At 64.4% G+C, this 16658-nt stretch carries 15 protein-coding genes and 1 other RNA gene; 1 reads left to right on the top strand and 15 read right to left on the bottom strand.

Going from position 1 to position 16658, the window contains the following annotated elements; genetic code table 11:
• Window positions 1-288: 288 nt before the first annotated feature.
• The 12 genes from murB to mraZ are packed head-to-tail and all read right to left on the bottom strand — an operon-like array spanning window position 289 to window position 13979.
• On the bottom strand, window positions 289-1254 hold the full coding sequence (murB, locus tag P9236_RS00960; RefSeq protein WP_278072735.1) for a UDP-N-acetylmuramate dehydrogenase: 966 nt from the start codon (window positions 1252-1254) through the stop codon (window positions 289-291).
• Window positions 1251-2657, bottom strand: coding sequence for a UDP-N-acetylmuramate--L-alanine ligase (murC, locus tag P9236_RS00955; protein ID WP_278072734.1), 1407 nt, complete (start codon window positions 2655-2657; stop codon window positions 1251-1253). The genes murB and murC overlap by 4 nt, the downstream gene beginning before the upstream one ends.
• On the bottom strand, window positions 2654-3778 hold the full coding sequence (gene murG, locus P9236_RS00950) for an undecaprenyldiphospho-muramoylpentapeptide beta-N-acetylglucosaminyltransferase (RefSeq protein ID WP_278072733.1): 1125 nt from the start codon (window positions 3776-3778) through the stop codon (window positions 2654-2656). Before murG ends, murC begins: the two co-directional genes overlap by 4 nt.
• Window positions 3779-3784: 6 nt before the next feature.
• Window positions 3785-4936: a putative lipid II flippase FtsW gene (gene ftsW, locus P9236_RS00945; RefSeq protein WP_278072732.1), complete on the bottom strand. Its 1152-nt coding sequence runs from the start codon at window positions 4934-4936 to the stop codon at window positions 3785-3787.
• Complete coding sequence (murD, locus tag P9236_RS00940; protein ID WP_278072731.1) at window positions 4936-6336, bottom strand: UDP-N-acetylmuramoyl-L-alanine--D-glutamate ligase; 1401 nt, start codon at window positions 6334-6336, stop codon at window positions 4936-4938. Before murD ends, ftsW begins: the two co-directional genes overlap by 1 nt.
• Window positions 6337-6344: 8 nt before the next feature.
• Window positions 6345-7427: a phospho-N-acetylmuramoyl-pentapeptide-transferase gene (gene mraY / locus P9236_RS00935; RefSeq protein ID WP_066990736.1), complete on the bottom strand. Its 1083-nt coding sequence runs from the start codon at window positions 7425-7427 to the stop codon at window positions 6345-6347.
• A 20-nt stretch (window positions 7428-7447) separates the two neighbouring features.
• The gene (locus tag P9236_RS00930) at window positions 7448-8881 is read right to left on the bottom strand and encodes a UDP-N-acetylmuramoylalanyl-D-glutamyl-2,6-diaminopimelate--D-alanyl-D-alanine ligase (RefSeq protein ID WP_278072730.1); all 1434 of its coding nucleotides are present in this window, start codon (window positions 8879-8881) and stop codon (window positions 7448-7450) included.
• Complete coding sequence (locus P9236_RS00925) at window positions 8878-10332, bottom strand: UDP-N-acetylmuramoyl-L-alanyl-D-glutamate--2,6-diaminopimelate ligase (protein WP_278072729.1); 1455 nt, start codon at window positions 10330-10332, stop codon at window positions 8878-8880. Before P9236_RS00925 ends, P9236_RS00930 begins: the two co-directional genes overlap by 4 nt.
• Before the next feature lie 54 nt (window positions 10333-10386).
• Window positions 10387-12111 (bottom strand): penicillin-binding protein 2, encoded by a 1725-nt coding sequence (locus P9236_RS00920; protein ID WP_278072728.1) that lies wholly within the window; start codon window positions 12109-12111, stop codon window positions 10387-10389.
• On the bottom strand, window positions 12108-12503 hold the full coding sequence (locus tag P9236_RS00915; RefSeq protein ID WP_278072727.1) for a hypothetical protein: 396 nt from the start codon (window positions 12501-12503) through the stop codon (window positions 12108-12110). Before P9236_RS00915 ends, P9236_RS00920 begins: the two co-directional genes overlap by 4 nt.
• A gap of 4 nt (window positions 12504-12507) precedes the next feature.
• Window positions 12508-13524: a 16S rRNA (cytosine(1402)-N(4))-methyltransferase RsmH gene (gene rsmH / locus P9236_RS00910; protein ID WP_278072726.1), complete on the bottom strand. Its 1017-nt coding sequence runs from the start codon at window positions 13522-13524 to the stop codon at window positions 12508-12510.
• Complete coding sequence (gene mraZ / locus P9236_RS00905; protein ID WP_278072725.1) at window positions 13521-13979, bottom strand: division/cell wall cluster transcriptional repressor MraZ; 459 nt, start codon at window positions 13977-13979, stop codon at window positions 13521-13523. The genes rsmH and mraZ overlap by 4 nt, the downstream gene beginning before the upstream one ends.
• 398 nt (window positions 13980-14377) lie before the next feature.
• Here mraZ and P9236_RS00900 point away from each other — a divergent pair, with 398 nt between their 5' ends.
• The gene (locus P9236_RS00900) at window positions 14378-15493 is read left to right on the top strand and encodes a cystathionine gamma-lyase (protein WP_278072724.1); all 1116 of its coding nucleotides are present in this window, start codon (window positions 14378-14380) and stop codon (window positions 15491-15493) included.
• On the opposite strand, the gene P9236_RS00895 is transcribed toward P9236_RS00900, so the two are convergent.
• From P9236_RS00895 to rnpB, 3 genes are all read right to left on the bottom strand, one after another.
• Window positions 15483-15800, bottom strand: coding sequence for a type II toxin-antitoxin system RelE/ParE family toxin (locus tag P9236_RS00895; protein ID WP_347405163.1), 318 nt, complete (start codon window positions 15798-15800; stop codon window positions 15483-15485). The genes P9236_RS00900 and P9236_RS00895 overlap by 11 nt on opposite strands.
• On the bottom strand, window positions 15797-16072 hold the full coding sequence (locus tag P9236_RS00890) for a type II toxin-antitoxin system ParD family antitoxin (protein ID WP_278072723.1): 276 nt from the start codon (window positions 16070-16072) through the stop codon (window positions 15797-15799). Before P9236_RS00890 ends, P9236_RS00895 begins: the two co-directional genes overlap by 4 nt.
• A 160-nt stretch (window positions 16073-16232) precedes the next feature.
• Window positions 16233-16633, bottom strand: an RNA gene (gene rnpB, locus P9236_RS00885) — RNase P RNA component class A.
• Window positions 16634-16658: the final 25 nt, after the last annotated feature.

The raw sequence follows: 16658 nt of genomic DNA, 5'->3' as shown, positions 1-16658 counted from the left end.
GGGTCTGCAACCGCTATTTCCGCACGCAACATTTCCGCACATTGAGTCCGAGTCTTCCGGCAGGTTGCCCCCCAGACGGAAAACGCGGGTAACGCGTCAAACGACTCAAATCAGGAAACGCTTTAGGCAGAGAATCAGAGAGTTGATTCCCTGGCAAGTGCCTATGATTCCGAGAGATTCACTTTCCGCGAAAACGAGCGAGAAAAGCGTGTTGTTGAGTCTTTACAGCAACGCTTGACGTCGTCGCCGACTGGGCATGTTCAAGCACTACTTGAAGATCGCAGCGAGCTAAAGAAGCTGCCCCAGGAATTCCTGCACGGCGTGGCCGGGGCGAAAATCGCCCAGCCGCTTGATCTCCCAGTGCAGCCGGATGCCGGAATTCTCGAGCACCCTCGCTCGCACCGTCTCGCCGAGATATTCGAGGTCGTAGCCGGTCGCGGTGCCGGTGTTGATCATGAAGTTGCAGTGCATCGGCGACATCTGCGCGCCGCCGATCATCAGCCCGCGGCAGCCGGCCTTGTCGATCTCCTTCCAGGCAGAAGTGCCTTCGGGATTCTTGAAGGTAGAGCCGCCGGTCTTCTCGCGGATCGGCTGCACCGTCTCGCGATGGTTCTGCACGGCGTCCATCGCCGCCTTGATGACCGCCTTGTCTTCCGGGATGCCCTCGAAGATGGCGGAGGTGAAGATCAGTCCGCCAGGCGCAGACGAATGACGATAGGCATAGCCCATGTCGGCATTGCTCAGCGTATGGACATTGCCCGCGCGGTCGAGCGCCCGCACCTCGACGACCCGCTCGCGCGTCTCGACGCCATTGGCGCCGGCATTCATCCGCAGTGCCCCGCCGACGGCGCCTGGAATCCCGTGATAGAAATGGAAACCGCCGATGCCGGCTTCGTAAGCTACCGCCGCCAAGCGCTTGTCCGGTGTCGCGGCGCCAGCCTCGATGGTGGTCGGTCCGGTGACTTCGGCCTCGCCAAAGCCCTTGGCCGACAGCCTGATCACGAAACCGGGGATGCCGCCGTCGCGCACCAGAAGGTTCGAGCCGACGCCGACGACCGTGATCGGCACCTCTTCCGGCACGGCGCGCAGGAAAGCGGCGAGATCCTCCTCGTCGGCCGGCTGGAACAGCGCTTCCGCCAGTCCGCCGGCACGGAACCAGGTGATCTTGTCCATCTCGGCGTTGGGCGTGATGCGGCCGCGCAGGCCGGTAAGCTTGTCGCCGAGTTTGTCTATCAGAGCTTGGCCGCGCATCATGAGAGCGTTCCCCCAAGTTCCTTGGGCAGCGCATAAGCCCATTGCGTGATGTTGCCCGCGCCGAGGAAGACGACGAAGTCGCCGGGCTTGGCCAGGTCGCGGATGGTCGGCGCGATCGCCGCTGGGCCCTCGATATAGCGCGCGTCGCGGTGGCCGCCGGCGCGGATGCGCGACACCAGCGCGTCCGAGGAGACACCTTCGATCGGCTCCTCGCCGGCCGGGTAGACCGGCGCCACCATCACCGTGTCGGCGTCGTTGAAGCAGACGGAAAACTCGTTGAACAGGTCGTGCAGCCGGGTGAAACGGTGCGGCTGCGCGATCGCGATGACGCGGCCCTTGGTGGCACCGCGCGCGGCCTTGAGCACCGCCGCGATCTCGACCGGATGGTGGCCGTAATCGTCGAAAACCTCGACCCCGTTCCAGGAGCCGGTGTGAGTGAAGCGCCGCTTGACGCCGGCAAAGGACGACAGGCCTCTCTTGATCGCCTCGGCCGACAGGCCGAGCTCATGCGCGACCGCGATCGCCGCCGTCGCGTTGGAGACATTGTGCCGGCCAGGCATCGGCAGCCGCAGGTCCTTGATCGTCGTCGAGCCGCGGCCCTTCCGGTCGCGGATCACCACGTCGAACTCCGACATCGCTCCGTCCATGCGGTGATTGGTGAAGCGCACGTCGGCCTGGGCGTTCTCGCCATAGGTGATGACGCGCCGGTCCTCGATGCGGCCGACCAGCGCCTGCACCTCTGGATGGTCGATGCACATCACGCCGAAGCCGTAGAACGGCACGTTCTCGACGAACTGGCGGAAGGCCTCGCGCACCTTGTCGAAGCTGCCATAATGGTCAAGGTGCTCGGGATCGATGTTGGTGACGACCGCGATGTCGGCCGGCAGCTTCAGGAAGGTGCCGTCGCTCTCGTCGGCTTCGACCACCATCCATTCGCCGTCGCCCATGCGCGCATTGGTGCCATAGGCGTTGATGATGCCACCGTTGATGACGGTCGGATCGAGCCCGCCGGCCTCGAGCAGCGTCGCCACCATCGAAGTGGTCGTCGTTTTGCCATGCGTGCCGCCGATGGCGACCGCCTGGCGGAAGCGCATCAACTCGGCGAGCATTTCTGCACGCCGCACGATCGGCAGCAGTTTTTCGCGCGCCGCCTTGAGCTCGGGATTGGATTTCTTGATGGCCGTCGACACGACAACCACCTCGGCGTCGCCGATATTCTCGGCCTTGTGGCCGACGAAGCACTCGATGCCCTTGTCGCGCAGCCGCTGCACATTGGCGCCGTCCGCCTGGTCGGAGCCCTGCACCTTGTAGCCGAGATTGTGCAGCACCTCGGCGATGCCGCTCATGCCGATGCCGCCGATGCCGATGAAATGCACGAGGCCGATCGTCTGCGGCATTTTCATGCGCGCGTCCTCCTATAGTCCCAAACCGTTTTGCCGGACGCAATAGCCTCTGTCAGATCGGCGAGCAACCGCGCCGCGTCCGGTTTTCCGGCCGAACGGGAGGCCGCGGCCATCGCCGTCAGCCGGCCCGGGTCCTGCATCAGCCCGCCGACCAGCTCGGCAATCCGCTCGGTTGATAGCGTCGACTGCGGATGGAGCTCGGCGCCGCCGGCGGCAGCGAGTGCCGCGGCATTCGCCGCCTGGTCGTGATCGAGGGCATGCGGATACGGCACCAGCAGCGCCGGGCGGCCGATGACGGCGATTTCCGACACGGTCGAGGCGCCGGAGCGCGACATCACCAGATGCGCCGCCGCCATGCGCGCCGCCATGTCGGTGAAGAAGGGCGAGACCTGCGCGTCGACGCCGAGACTGGCGTACGCCGCCTTTACTCGCGCCACGTCTTCGGCCCGCGCTTGCTGGGTGATCGCCAGCCGTTTGCGCTGCGCTTCGGCCAGGAGCGCGATCGCCGCCGGCACGGCGTCGGAAAAGAACTGCGCGCCCTGGCTGCCGCCGAACACCAGGAAGCGGAACGGTTCGCCGTCGTTGGACACCGTGTAGGGCGTCTTCGCCGCTTCGAGGATTTGCGGCCTGACCGGATTGCCGGTGGTCACCGTCTTGGCGCCGGCGGCACTTGCCCCTTCCGGCAGGAAGCCGCCGGCAATCGCGTCGACCCGGCTCGACAACGCCTTGTTGGCGCGGCCCATGACGGCGTTCTGCTCATGGATCAGCGTCGGCACCTTGCGCCGGGTCGCCGCATAGAGCGGCGGCAGCATCGGATAGCCGCCGAAGCCGACGACGGCCTCGGGCTTGATCCTGGCGATCACCCGCCCCGCTTGCCGCACGCCTTGCCAGATGCTCCAGAAGGCCGAGAGCATGGCAATGGGATTTTTCGAGCCTAATGTCGCCGACGCGATCGAGTGGACTTCGACGGCGGGAAACTGGCGCGAATAGCGTTCGGCGCGGTGGTCGGTGGCAAGATGCACCTTCCAGCCGCGCTCGATCAGTTCATGCGCAAGCGCCTCGGCCGGGAACAGATGCCCGCCTGTTCCGCCGGCCGCAAGCAGGATAACACCCTTCGACATCCAGCCTCATTCCGCCGCGATAGTGCGCTGCGAGAAAGCATAGCCCATCTGCTTGCGCTTTTCGGGATGTCTGCGCGTCAGCGCCAGCACCATGCCCATCGAGACGGCAATCGCGATCTGCGAGGAGCCGCCATAGGAGATGAAGGGCAGTGTCATGCCTTTGGCGGGCATCAGCTGCAGGTTCACGCACATGTTGATGGCCGATTGCAGGCCGAAGATGGTGACCAGCCCACCAACGGCGTAGCGGGTGAAATCGTCATGCTCCTTGAGTGCGATGCTCAATCCGCGCAGCACGATGAAGGCGAAGATCGACATGATGAAGAAGCACATGATCAGCCCGAACTCCTCGCCCGCGACCGAGAACACGAAGTCGGCGTGACTGTCCGGAATGACCCGCTTCACCGTCCCCTCGCCCGGGCCAACGCCGAACCAGCCGCCATTGATCAGCGCTTCGCGGCCCATGTCGACCTGGAATGTGTCGCCTTCGCCGGTGAGGAACTTGTCGATGCGGGCGGCGACGTGCGGGAAGACGGTATAGGCAGCGAACACGCCGCCGACGCCGGCGGCACCCAGTGCGACGATCCAGAACCAGGGCAAGCCGGCCATGAAGAACATCACACCCCACGTGCCCAGCACCAGCATTGTTTGGCCGAGATCAGGCTGTGCCACGAGCAGCGAGATCACCAGCGCAAGCAAGAGCATGGCGAAGAGATTGCCGGGGATGTCGGGCTGGCGCTTGTGCTCGGCGAACAGCCAGGCGCAAATGATGACGAAGGCAGGCTTCAGGAATTCGGATGGCTGGATCGAAAGCCCGGCCAGCGACACCCAGCGCCGCGCACCCTTCACCTCGACGCCGATATAGAGCACCGCCACCATCAGCACCAGCATGATGCAGATCATCACCAGCGACATGCGCCTGATTTGCCGTGCTTCCAGGAAGGAAACGGCCAGCATCACGACAAGCGCTGGGATGGTGAAGATGATCTGCCTTGTGGCGAAGTGGAAGCTGTCGAGGCCGATGCGCTCGGCGACCGCTGGGCTTGCCGCGAAGGACAGGACGATGCCCAGCCCCATTAGCGACAGGAATGCCGCCAGGAACCAGCGATCGATCGTCCACCACCAGGTTGCGACTGGACTTTTGTCGAGACGGCTTTGCATCAACGTGGCCCTCCGATGGGTTTCACTCCATCAATAGCAGTCGCAGCTTGCCTGAAGGCTTCGCCGCGAACCTCGAAATTCTTGAACTGGTCGAAGCTGGCGCAGGCCGGCGAAAGCAGCACCACCGCTTCGCCACCGATGTCGCCCGCGGCGTCATGGGCGGCATGCTCGACCGCGGCCGCCAGCGTTCCGGAGATTTCGTAAGGCACCGCCTCGCCGAGAGTGGCGGAGAAAGCAGGTGCTGCCTCGCCGATCAGATAAGCCTTGGCGATGCGCGGGAAGAAGCCGCGCAGCGGTTCGATGCCGCCCTCCTTGGGCAGGCCGCCGGCGATCCAGTAGATGCGGTTGAAGCTCGACAGCGCGGGTGCCGCCGCGTCGGCATTGGTCGCTTTGGAATCGTTGACGAACAGAACATGGTCCTTGCGGCCGACCTGCTCCATGCGGTGCGCCAACCCGGGGAAGCTTTCCAGCCCCGCCTGGATCTCGCCAAGCTCGAGACCGACCCTGAGGCAGGCCGTGACGGCGGCGAGCGCGTTCTGCGCATTGTGCTGGCCGCGCAGCGAGCCGATGCCTTCGAGGAAAGCGACACGGCTGTAACGGCCGTTCACGGCCTCCATCAGATTGGTGCCGTCGGCGAAATAGCCGTCGGTCAGCGGCAGGCGCTTGGAGATGCGGATCACTTGCTTTCCGGCTCGCTCCAGCCGGTCGGCGATCTGGGCGCACCAGGAATCGTCGACGCCGATGATCGCGGCGTCGCTGCCGGCGACCAGCCTTTCCTTGATCGAGGCGTAATGCGCCATCGTGCCGTGACGGTCGAGATGATCGGGCGTTAGGTTGAGCAGGATACCGGCAGTCGGATTGATCGAGGGCGCGAGATCGATCTGGTAGGAGGAGCACTCCACCACATAGTGCCGCTCGGGTTCCGGTGGATCGAGCGTCATGACGGCGCGGCCGATATTGCCGCCCATTTGGGTATCACGTCCGGCCGATTTCAGTATGTGCGCCGTCAGCGCCGTGGTCGTAGACTTGCCGTTGGTGCCGGTGATTGCGATGAAGGGTGCGGTCGGCGCGCGCTGGATGCGCTCGCGGCAGAACAGCTCGATGTCGCCGATCACCTCGACGCCGGCGCCGCGCGCCAGCTCCACCGCCCAATGCGGCTTCGGATGCGTGAGCGGCACGCCGGGGGACAAGACGAAGGCTGCGAAGCGCTGCCAGTCTGCGGCGCGCAGGTCGCCGGTCGCAATGCCGGCGGCGGCCGCCTTGGCGACGCTGTCGGGATTGTCGTCCCAGGCGAGGATCTCGGCGCCGCCGGCGATCAGCGCATGCGCGGTGGCAATCCCCGAACCGCCGAGCCCGAAGAGCGAAACGCGTTTGCCTGCGAAGGAAGCGGCGGCGATCAAGCGGTATCCTATCTGAGCTTGAGGGTGGAGAGGCCGACCAGCGCCAGGATGACGGCGATGATCCAGAAGCGGATCACCACCTGGCTCTCGGTCCAGCCCAGCTTTTCGAAATGGTGATGGATCGGCGCCATCAGGAAGACGCGCTTGCCGGTCATCTTGAAGTAGCCAACCTGGATGATGACCGACAGGATCTCGACCACGAACAGGCCGCCGACGATGACCAGCACGATCTCGTGCTTGGTGGCGACCGCGATGGTGCCGATCAGACCACCCATCGCCAGCGAGCCGGTATCGCCCATGAAGATCGCGGCCGGCGGGGCGTTGAACCACAGGAAGCCGAGGCCGGCGCCGATCACCGCGCCGAGCACGACGGCGAGCTCGCCGGTGCCGGGAACGAAGTGGATCTGCAGGTATTCAGCGAAGACCGCATTGCCGGAAAGATAGGCGATGACGCCGAAGGATGCCGCCGCGATCATGATCGGCACGATCGCCAGGCCGTCGAGGCCGTCGGTCAGGTTCACCGCATTGCCCGCGCCGACGATGACGAAGCAGGAGAACGGCACGAAGAACCAGCCGAGATTGATGAGGAATTCCTTGGCGAAGGGGAAGGTCAGCGAGGACGAAAACGGCGCCTGGCCATTATGCATGATCACCCAGGCGGCGATGCCGGCGACGACGAATTCGATCGCCAGCCGCGCCTTGCCGGAAAAGCCCAGATGCGACTGCTTGGTGACCTTGAGATAGTCGTCGTAAAAGCCGATCGAGCCGAAGCCGACGGTGACCAGAAGCACCACCCAGACATAGATGCTGGAGAGGTTCGCCCACAAGAGCGAGGAGCCGATGATGCCGGACAGGATCATCAGCCCGCCCATGGTCGGCGTTCCCGCCTTCTTGAAATGCGTCTGCGGTCCGTCGGCTCGGATCGGCTGGCCCTTGCCTTGGCGAAGCCGCAGCGAATTGATGATCGTCGGCCCGAATATGAAGACGATCAGCGCCGACGTGATCAGCGCGCCGCCGGTGCGAAAAGTGATGTAGCGGAAGACATTGAAGGCCGAGATCTTGTCCGCGAAATCAACGAGTAAAGTGAGCATCCGTCCCCCGGATCCCGACCTCAGGTCGGTTCGATGGTTGTGGCTTCCGCCGGAAATTTGCCGAGCAATGCCTCGACCAGCTTTGAAAATCCGATGCCTTTCGACGACTTGACCATGACCACGTCGCCCGGCCTGATTGCCGACATCACGACCGGTTTCAGCTCTTCCGCGCCTGACCGGTATTCGGTTTCGACATCGGAGGGCAGAACGTCGGCCAACGCCCGCATCTCCGGACCGCCGAGAAAGACGTTGCGCGTCCCGGTACCGACGATGAGCTCGGCCAGCGCTGCATGGAGTTTCGCCGAATGGCCGCCGAGCTCCAGCATGTCGCCAAGCACGGCGATGCGCCTGCCCTCGCCTGAGACAGGCGTGGCGTTGAGCAGAGCCATGGCTGCCGCCATCGACGCCGGGTTGGCATTGTAGCTCTCGTCGATCAGCGTGATCGGGCCGTTCGGATGACGCAATATGTGGCGCCTGCCGCGCCCGCGCTCGGCCGAGAGGTCGGCAAGCGCTGCTGCCACCTTGTCGAGGTTGGCGCCGACCAGTTGCGCGGCCCCCAACACGGCAAGCACATTCTGTACGATGTGTCGGCCAGGCGCCCCGACACGGGCCGTCACGTCCTTCTTGCCGATTTTGACGGCGATGTCGGAATGGTCGGCATGAAGCTCGCAGCCGACAAGGCGGAAGGCCGAGCGGACGTTTTCGCCGAAGCCAAAGACATGCTCGACGCCGGCCTCTCTCGCCATTTTCCCGAGCAGCTTCCAGCGCGGATCGTCGCGGTTGAGCAGTGCTGCGCCGCCGGGCTCTATGCCCTCGAAAATCTCGGCCTTGGCCATGGCGATTTCGTCGAGATTCTTGAAGAAGCCGAGATGCGCGGCGGCAATCAGCGTCACGATCGCGACATGCGGCCTGACCATCCTGACGAGCGGCCTGATCTCGCCCGGATGGTTCATCCCGATCTCGAAAACCGCGTAGTCGCAGTCTTGCGGCATGCGCGCCAAGGTCAGCGGCACGCCCCAGTGGTTGTTGAACGATTGCGCGGAGGCATGCACTTTGCCGACGGCAGACAGCACATGGCGCAGCGCTTCCTTGGTCGTCGTCTTGCCGGCGGAACCGGTCACCGCGATGATCTTGGACCTTGACCGCGCGCGAGCCGCAACGCCGAGCTTTTCAAGGGCTGCGAGCACGTCCTGTACCACGATCATCGGTGCCGTAAGCCTTCCGAGCGACGGCAGCTTGCCCTCGGCGACGACCAGCACGGCAGCACCCGCCTTCACCGCCGCGGTCGCGAAATCGTGGCCGTCCATCGTCTCGCCCTTGATGGCGAAGAAGGCGTTCCCGGGCTCGAGGCTGCGACTGTCGATGGAGATGCCGGTGATGCCTGCCGGCAGCGAGCCTATCGGCCGACCTCCCATGGCCTCGACGAGTGCCTCCGACGTCCAGAGCAAGCTCATGCGACGCGCTCCTGGAGCGCCTCGCGCACTTCCTCATGATCGGAGAAGTGGAAAGTCTCGGTGCCGATCGTCTGGCCTTCTTCATGCCCCTTGCCGGCAACGATCAGCGTGTCGCCGGCATGAAGCATGGCGACCGCCTCATGTATCGCCTTGCGGCGGTCGCCGATCTCGATGGCGCCGGGTGCCGCGGCAAGGATTGCCGCGCGAATGGTTTCCGGAATTTCGGTGCGCGGATTGTCGTCGGTGACGATAACGACGTCGGCGAGCCGGGTGGCGATCTCGCCCATGATCGGACGCTTGCCGCGGTCTCGATCGCCGCCGCAGCCGAACACGACGACGACGCGGCCCGTGGTGAAGGGGCGCACCGAAGAGAGCACGTTCTCCAGCGCGTCGGGCTTATGCGCGTAGTCGACATAGACCGGAGCGCCGGCTGCCGTCGTGCCGACAAGGTCGAGCCGGCCCGGTGCGCCTTTCAGTTTCTCCAATGCTGCCAAGGCTTTGCCGGTCGATGTTCCAGTCGAGATCGCAAGACCGGCCGAAACCAGCGCATTGGCGATCTGGAAATCGCCGGCCAGCGGCAGGTCGATCTCGTAAAGCAAGCCGTCGGCCTCGACCTCGGCACGCTGGCGCCGCCGCTCATGCTCGACGCGCTTGAGCGTGAGGAATTCGCCATGGCGGCCGACGGTCAGCACGTTCAGGCCAGCTGTTCGCGCGGCATGAATCGTCGGCTCCGACCAGGGATCGTCGGCGAAGATCACTGCCGGCGCGCCCTTCGGCAGCAGCGTGTCGAACAGCCGCAGCTTGGCGCGATGATAGTCCTCGACCGTCGGATGGTAGTCCATGTGGTCGCGGCCGAGATTGGTGAAGCCGCCGGCGGCAAGCTTGACCCCGTCGAGACGGCGCTGGTCGAGACCATGGCTGGAAGCCTCCATCGAGGCGTGCGTCACCCCTGCGTCCGCCAGTTCCTTGAGCAACTGGTGCAGCGCCACCGGATCCGGCGTGGTCAGAGAACCATACTCGTTGCGCCCTGGCGCCACCACGCCCGTCGTCCCGATCGACGCGGCGGCAAAACCCGCCTGCTCCCAGATCTGACGGGTGAACGCGGCAACCGACGTCTTGCCGCTGGTGCCGGTGACGGCGACCATTGTCCCGGGTTGCTTGCCGAAGAAGCGCGCGGCGCTCAGCGCCAATGCCCGGCGTGGATCGTCCACAGCAAGGACCGGGATCGGCAGTCCTGAGATCGCGTTGCCGCGGCCGGCGACGATCGCGGCGGCACCGCGGCCGGCGGCGTCAGCCGCGTAGGCCGCGCCATCGGCCTTGCTGCCGGCAAGCGCGAAGAAGACGACGCCCGGTCTTACCTGGCGGGAATCGGAGGAAATTCCGGTAACCTCCAGATCGCGGGAAGCTGTCCCCTCGACAGGCAGGATACCGGCTAGATCTTTCAGGTGCATCGAGTCCCGTTCATCGCAACAAAATAGCGCGCAGTTGCCGGCGCGCCCCAAGAATCACTGATAGGAAACCAGCGTTGCACCATTTTCATGGCTGAAATCTGGCTTCACGCCAAGCATGGAAGCCGCACGCCTGATGATGTTGGCTGCCATGATGCCCGCGTTCGAGGCGGCGGTGGCCCCCATGCCGGGCTTTTCCGGCTTCGGCTCGTCGGCGATCGTCAGCACGATATATTGTGGATCGTCCATCGGGAAAGCGGCGACGAAGGCATTGAAGTTCTTTTCCTTCGAGTAGCGTCCGTTGACGACCTTCTCCGCTGTGCCGGTCTTGCCGCCGACGCGGTAGCCCGGAACCCTGGCGTTCTTGCCCGAACCCTTCTCGGCGTTGAGCGCGTAGAGATAGCGCATCCCTTCCACGGTCTTTTCCTTGACCACCTTCTTGGCTACCTGCATTGCCTCTTCCGCCGTACGCGGCAGAAAAGTCGGCTCGATAAGGTAGCCACTCATCAGTGCGGCGCAGCCGACGGCGGTCTGCAGCGGCGTCGTCGAGACGCCATGGCCGAAGGCGATGGTGATCGAATTGACCTGTTTCCAGACTTTCGGTTCGGTCGGGCGCGCCACTTCCGGCAATTCCGTCTGCATCTTTTCGAGCACGCCAAGCCGATGCAGAAACTCGCGATGCCCTTCGATGCCGACGGCCTCGGCTTCCTTGGCCGAGCCGATGTTGGACGAATAAATGAACACTTCAGGCACCGAAAGCACTCGGCCCTTGCTGTGGAAGTCATGGATGGTCTGGCGGCCGATCCTGATCGGACGCGACGCGTCGAAGCGGCTCTCCAGCGTCACCTTGCCGGAATCGAGCGCCATGCCGGTGGTGAAGCTCTTGAAGGTTGAGCCCATCTCGTAGAGGCCGGCCGACATGCGGTTCAGCCGGTCCTTGTCCTGAGCGTTGTAGGGATTGTTGGGATCGAAATCCGGCACCGAGGCCATGGCCAGCACTTCGCCGGTCTTGATGTTGAGGACGACCGCACCCGCAGCTATCGCGTGGAACCGCTCCATGCCGGTCGCTACCTCGTCGCGCACCACGTGCTGGACGCGCAGGTCGATCGACAGCTTCACCGGCTTCAGGTCTCTGGCCACCGCCAGTCCCGACGCCTGGAGGTCGGTCAGACCCTGGTCGTCGATATATTTCTCCATGCCGGAGATGCCCTGATTGTCGATGTTGGTGAGCCCGACAACGTAGGAAGACGTCTCGCCGCTCGGATAGAAGCGGCGCTTTTCGGTGCGGAAGCCGAGCCCTGGTATGCCGAGCGCCATGATGTCGGCCTGCTGCTTCGGCGTCAGTTGCCGCTGCAGCCAGACGAAGCCGGCGCCGCTCTTCAGCTTATGATAGGTCTGCTCATAGTCGATCTCGGGAAGCACCGTCGAGAGCTTTTCGATCGCCTCGTCGGCATCGACGATGCGGCGCGGCTCGGCGAACAGCGATGCGGTCTTGATGTCGGTCGCCAGCACCTCGCCGTTGCGATCGACGATATCCGGCCGTGAAGCGGTCACCCGGCTCTGCGGGCCGCCCGAAGTATCCGGATTCTGCAAGCCGAGATAGACCAGCCGGCCGGCAATCGTCGAATAAATGGTGAAGAACACCGCCATCGTCATGACGATGCGGGTTCTGGCCTTGCCACCGGTCGCCTTGCGGGCGGCGTCGACGACGATCGAGCCCTCCTCAGCCACCTTCTTTCGACGTTTCAAGAGGTTACCGATCCTTGGAAGCCTGCTGATCATTGAACGGTGCTCCCCGTCACCACAGGATCCTTGCCGCCCGAGGGCCCTTTGCCGGAATTGTCGGCCATGCCGCCAAGCCGCTGCGAGGACAGGTCCTCGATGTTGACCGGCTTCACGGGCACGTCGTCGAGGCCGCCGATCTGGTGGGCATTGAGCGGCTCGAGCCCAAGCTGCGACTTGTAGATTTCGGCAAGCTTCTGCAGCCGCGCCGGCTGGGTGAGCAGGCTCCAGTCGGCCTTCAGGAGATCGATCGTGTCTTCCTCGTAGCGGATCTGTGCCTGGATCTTCTGCACCGCCGCCAGCTGGTCCTCGGCTTCACGCTTGGTCTTGTAGGTCAACGCCGCCGCCGAGACCATGACGGCGATCAGGACTATGTCGCTGGTACGAAACACGTGCTTACCTCTCCCCCGGCCGCTCGACGGCGGGAAGCTTTGGAAGACCGAAAATCGAAAAATCGCCGGCGCGCGCCGGCACGTCGGTACGGATTGCCGCGCGCAGCCTGGCCGAGCGTGCCCGCGGATTGGCGGCGATCTCGGCCTCTCCCGGCGTGACCCCGCCGCCGGATCTGCGGAAGGTCGCCAGCCGCGCCGGCGCGTCGGGCATGTGGCGCGAGCCCGATGCCGCATCGGCGCGATCGGCGATGAAGCGCTTGACGATGCGGTCCTCCAGCGAGTGGAAGGTGACCACCGCAAGCCGCCCGCCGGGCCTGAGCACGCGCTCGGCGGCAAACAGCGCGCTCGCCAGCTCGCCAAGCTCGTCGTTGACGAAGATGCGCAGCGCCTGGAAGACGCGTGTGGCCGGATGGATCTTGTCCTTCGGCGCTCGGCCGATATGGGTGGCGATGGCGTCCGCGAGGTCAAGCGTGCGCTCGAAAGGCCGCTTCTCGCGCCGGCCCTCGATCATGCGGGCGATGCGGCCGGCATGCCGCTCCTCGCCGAGAAAACCGAAGATGCGGGCAAGGTCACCCGCCTTGAATGTGTTGACGACGTCGGCGGCGCTCAGGCCGACCTGCGCCATGCGCATGTCGAGCGGCCCGTCGGCGCGAAAGGAAAAGCCGCGCTCGGCCTGGTCGAGCTGCATGGAAGAAACGCCGATGTCGAGCACGACGCCGTCAGCGCTATCGACCTGTTCGTCCAGCGTCGAGAACGGCGCCTGCACGAGCTTGAGCCTGCCGCCGGCCCGCCGCTCCAGAGCCCGGCCAGCGGCGATCGTATCCGGGTCGCGGTCGATGGCCACGACCGAGGCGCCGCGCTCGAGGATGGCGCCGGTGTAGCCGCCAGCGCCGAACGTCCCGTCGATGATCGTCTCGCCGGCCTTGGGCTGAAGCGCCTCCAGCACTTCGGCAAGGAGGACCGGAATGTGACGGACCAGTCCGCCAACGGCGTGAGGATCATCGCCGTGGCCAGCCATCATTCCGGTCGCTCCCCAGGCTTCGTCCCCTGCCGAAGCTGCAAAAGCCTGGCCCGCGCCTGCGCGCCATAAGCGGCAAGCCGGCCCGGTTCCCAGACCTGAAAGAAATTGCCGCGGCCGACAAACGCCACCTCGTTCGAGATGCCCGTGTGCTCGCGGATGAAATCGGTCATCGTGATGCGGCCGTCCTGGTCGAGTTTCAGGAACGTCCCGTCGCCATGGCAGAAGAACGACATATCGTCCGCCGTCTGCAGGAAGGGATCCTCGATCGCGATCCGCTGCTCGTAGCGGTCGAGCAGATCGAGCCCGCCGACGTCCATCGCCGGAAGATCCAGGCAGCGTAGCGCATAGAGCTCCGCATAGCCACGTTTCTGCACGACCGCGCGGAAATGCGCCGGGACGGACACCCGCCCCTTCGCATCGATCCTGTTCACTGCGTTCGACAGAAATCGGTCCACTACATGTTACGGCCGCTGTCCCCGCCGCACCCCTTCCCATGTTTTTCTCCGCGCCGCCGCCGCGCATCGCCTCGCGATAAATCGCTTCATTCACCAAGGCGAAAACCGGCAAACGCGCAGCCGCCGCGACTGCCCGATTGGCGCACGCTTCACCCTGACGCGGAACGAAGGCTTGATGATGCGAATGGGATATCATGGGGCACTATGGGCGTCAACGGGAAGAGGCATCACAAACGCATGCGTCACAACTAGAAGGAGCAGGCTGACGGCACGTCCCGTCTTTATCGTCCATTAAGCCTAACGAAGCGTTTAGAACGATCTGGCCCAAAAAGACGCGGCTTGCTGGGAACAGCCGGCGCGCCTAGCGTCGAACCTCTGTTCAGCGAAGGAATGAGCCCATGTCCGAAACCGCGAAGTCACGCGCCGCGACACTTGCCCATCTGCGCAGCGGCGATTTCGCCAAGGGCGATCCGATCCCCTTGCCGCTGATCATGGCCTCGATCTTTCATTCGCCGGGCGACGCGACCGGCTTCGATCAATATGGCCGCTTCAGCAATCCGACCTGGCATGCTGTCGAGCATGTGCTTGGCCATCTGGAAGATGCGCAATGCGTCGCCTTTCCATCGGGAATGGCGGCGATTTCGGCGGCATTTTTCGCGCTCGTCAAATCGGGCGACCGCATCCTCCTGCCCTCGGACGGCTACCACACGACACGCGCGCTGGCGGAGCGTTTCCTGAAACCGCTCGGCGTCCCCTATGACGTGAGAGCGACGTCTAACATGTTAGACGGCGGTTTCGCCGGCTACCGGCTGGTCTTCGTTGAAACCCCGTCCAATCCGCGGCTCGACATCTGCGACATCGCCGCCGTCGCCGAGGCCGCCCACGAGCAAGGCGCGCTCCTCATCGTCGACAACACCACGATGACGCCCTTCGGCCAGCGCCCGCTCGACCTCGGCGCCGATATCGTCGTGTCGGCCGACACCAAGGCAATCAATGGTCACTCGGATGTGCTGTTCGGCCATGTCGCCAGCCGCGATCCGGATATTGTCGCAAGGGTCAAGGATTGGCGCGAGACGGCCGGCGGCATCCCCGGCCCGTTCGAGGCCTGGCTCGTGCATCGCGGCCTCGAAACATTGGAGGTGCGCTTCGACCGCATGTGCTCTTCGGCGGAAACGATCGCTCGTCGTCTCAAGGGGCATCGCGCCGTGAGCGGCCTGCGCTTTCCAGGCCTCGAGGGCGACCCCTCGCACAATCTGGCGCGAGCGCAGATGGAACGCTTCGGCTTCCTCATCTCGTTCGAACTGGCCTCGGAGCAAAAGGCCGAGGATTTCATCGACAATTGCGCCCTGATTGAATCGGCGACTTCGTTTGGCGGCGTGCATACATCGGCCGAACGGCGCTCGAAGCGCGGAGACGCCGTGCCGCCTGGCTTCGTAAGGCTGGCTATCGGCTGCGAGCCGGTGGAGGTATTGTGGCAGGCGATCGAGGCGTCGTTGGATAAGATCAGCAGCTAAGGTTATCACGGCGCCAGATCGTCGGCTCCGATCTGGCGCCTGCCATGGAGTACACGAAGGATTCGATCGCGTCGCCGCTGACGCGGTACAGGGTCAAATACTCGCCGACGATAAGATGGCGAATGCCCGGCGCGATGTCGTCACGAGGAGGGCCGGATAAGGGACAGGCGGCCAATTGTCGCCAGCGCCCTTCGATGCGATCGAGCAGACGATCCGCTGCAGCTTCATTGTCGGCTGCGACGTAAAGCGAGATGGCGATCAGGTCTTCTTCAGCCTGCGCGGCTCGAACGATGGGCAGAGAGCTCATGCCGCTCCGCTTGACTTCCAGCGCCTGCGCGCTTCAGCCTTTATCTCATCCATCGACACGAGCCGGCCCGGCCCGCTGTCGATCCCTTCTTGCACCAGCTTGCGCAGTTCCTCGACAGTATAGCCGAGCAGGTCGCGCCGGTCCTTCCATTGCCTGAGCGCATCCCGGATCACCTCGCTTGCCGAAGCGTACTCGCCGGCGGCGACCACGTCGTCGACTGCCTGCGCCAGTTCGGGCGAAAGCGTGATGCTGCGTTTGTCGACCTGGCCCATGACGCGCTCCTATGCTTTCGAGCAAGGTACGATTTAATCGCACCACTTTCAAGGGAAGCATGGTGCGAGCAGTGGAGACGGCACCGCGCCCAAAGGTGAATCGAAAGCGGCACCGGCTGGCACAAGCTTCTGATTTCGCGCAACAATCGCAATGTCGGAAAATGCCAGCTGGCCTGTAAGCCGGGTTCTGTATGGCCCTCGCGCCTTGCGGCGCGAGAACGTGGCGGCCATTCATCTTGGGCGCGTGTTGCCACACGCCTCACGCAACCTACCCGGGCGGTGGGCCGGAAACAGCCCTCGAAGGTTTCCCTTCGCACCGCCCCTATTCGGTCTTGCTCCCGGTGGGGTTTGCCGTGCCGCTCCTGTTGCCAGTCGCGCGGTGGGCCCTTACCCCACCCTTTCACCCTTGCCGCGGCAAATGCCGCGGCGGTTTGCTTTCTGTGGCACTTTCCCTGGGGTTTCCCCCGCCGGCCATTAGCCGGCACCGTGTCTCCATGGAGCCCGGACTTTCCTCACCCGCAGCCTTTCGGCTCTCGCGGGCGCGGCCGCCCGGCCAGCTGGCAAGCGCGTATAAAGGGGTTCGCAC

This window comes from Mesorhizobium sp. WSM4884 (genome assembly GCF_029625675.1).
GTDB lineage: Bacteria > Pseudomonadota > Alphaproteobacteria > Rhizobiales > Rhizobiaceae > Mesorhizobium.
The sequence above is the reverse complement of the archived record's forward strand: the minus strand, read 5'-3'. Positions and strand labels throughout refer to the sequence as shown.

What these genes read in the sequence shown, in the direction of transcription:
- P9236_RS00900 (WP_278072724.1), top strand. Translation starts at nt 14,378, where the DNA reads ATGTCCGAAACCGCGAAGTCACGCGCCGCGACACTTGCCCATCTGCGC.
- P9236_RS00925 (WP_278072729.1), bottom strand. Translation starts at nt 10,332, where the DNA reads ATGCACCTGAAAGATCTAGCCGGTATCCTGCCTGTCGAGGGGACAGCT.
- rsmH (WP_278072726.1), bottom strand. Translation starts at nt 13,524, where the DNA reads ATGATGGCTGGCCACGGCGATGATCCTCACGCCGTTGGCGGACTGGTC.
- mraY (WP_066990736.1), bottom strand. Translation starts at nt 7,427, where the DNA reads ATGCTCACTTTACTCGTTGATTTCGCGGACAAGATCTCGGCCTTCAAT.
- murC (WP_278072734.1), bottom strand. Translation starts at nt 2,657, where the DNA reads ATGAAAATGCCGCAGACGATCGGCCTCGTGCATTTCATCGGCATCGGC.
- murB (WP_278072735.1), bottom strand. Translation starts at nt 1,254, where the DNA reads ATGATGCGCGGCCAAGCTCTGATAGACAAACTCGGCGACAAGCTTACC.
- P9236_RS00930 (WP_278072730.1), bottom strand. Translation starts at nt 8,881, where the DNA reads ATGAGCTTGCTCTGGACGTCGGAGGCACTCGTCGAGGCCATGGGAGGT.
- P9236_RS00920 (WP_278072728.1), bottom strand. Translation starts at nt 12,111, where the DNA reads ATGATCAGCAGGCTTCCAAGGATCGGTAACCTCTTGAAACGTCGAAAG.
- P9236_RS00895 (WP_347405163.1), bottom strand. Translation starts at nt 15,800, where the DNA reads ATGAGCTCTCTGCCCATCGTTCGAGCCGCGCAGGCTGAAGAAGACCTG.
- ftsW (WP_278072732.1), bottom strand. Translation starts at nt 4,936, where the DNA reads ATGCAAAGCCGTCTCGACAAAAGTCCAGTCGCAACCTGGTGGTGGACG.
- murG (WP_278072733.1), bottom strand. Translation starts at nt 3,778, where the DNA reads ATGTCGAAGGGTGTTATCCTGCTTGCGGCCGGCGGAACAGGCGGGCAT.
- P9236_RS00890 (WP_278072723.1), bottom strand. Translation starts at nt 16,072, where the DNA reads ATGGGCCAGGTCGACAAACGCAGCATCACGCTTTCGCCCGAACTGGCG.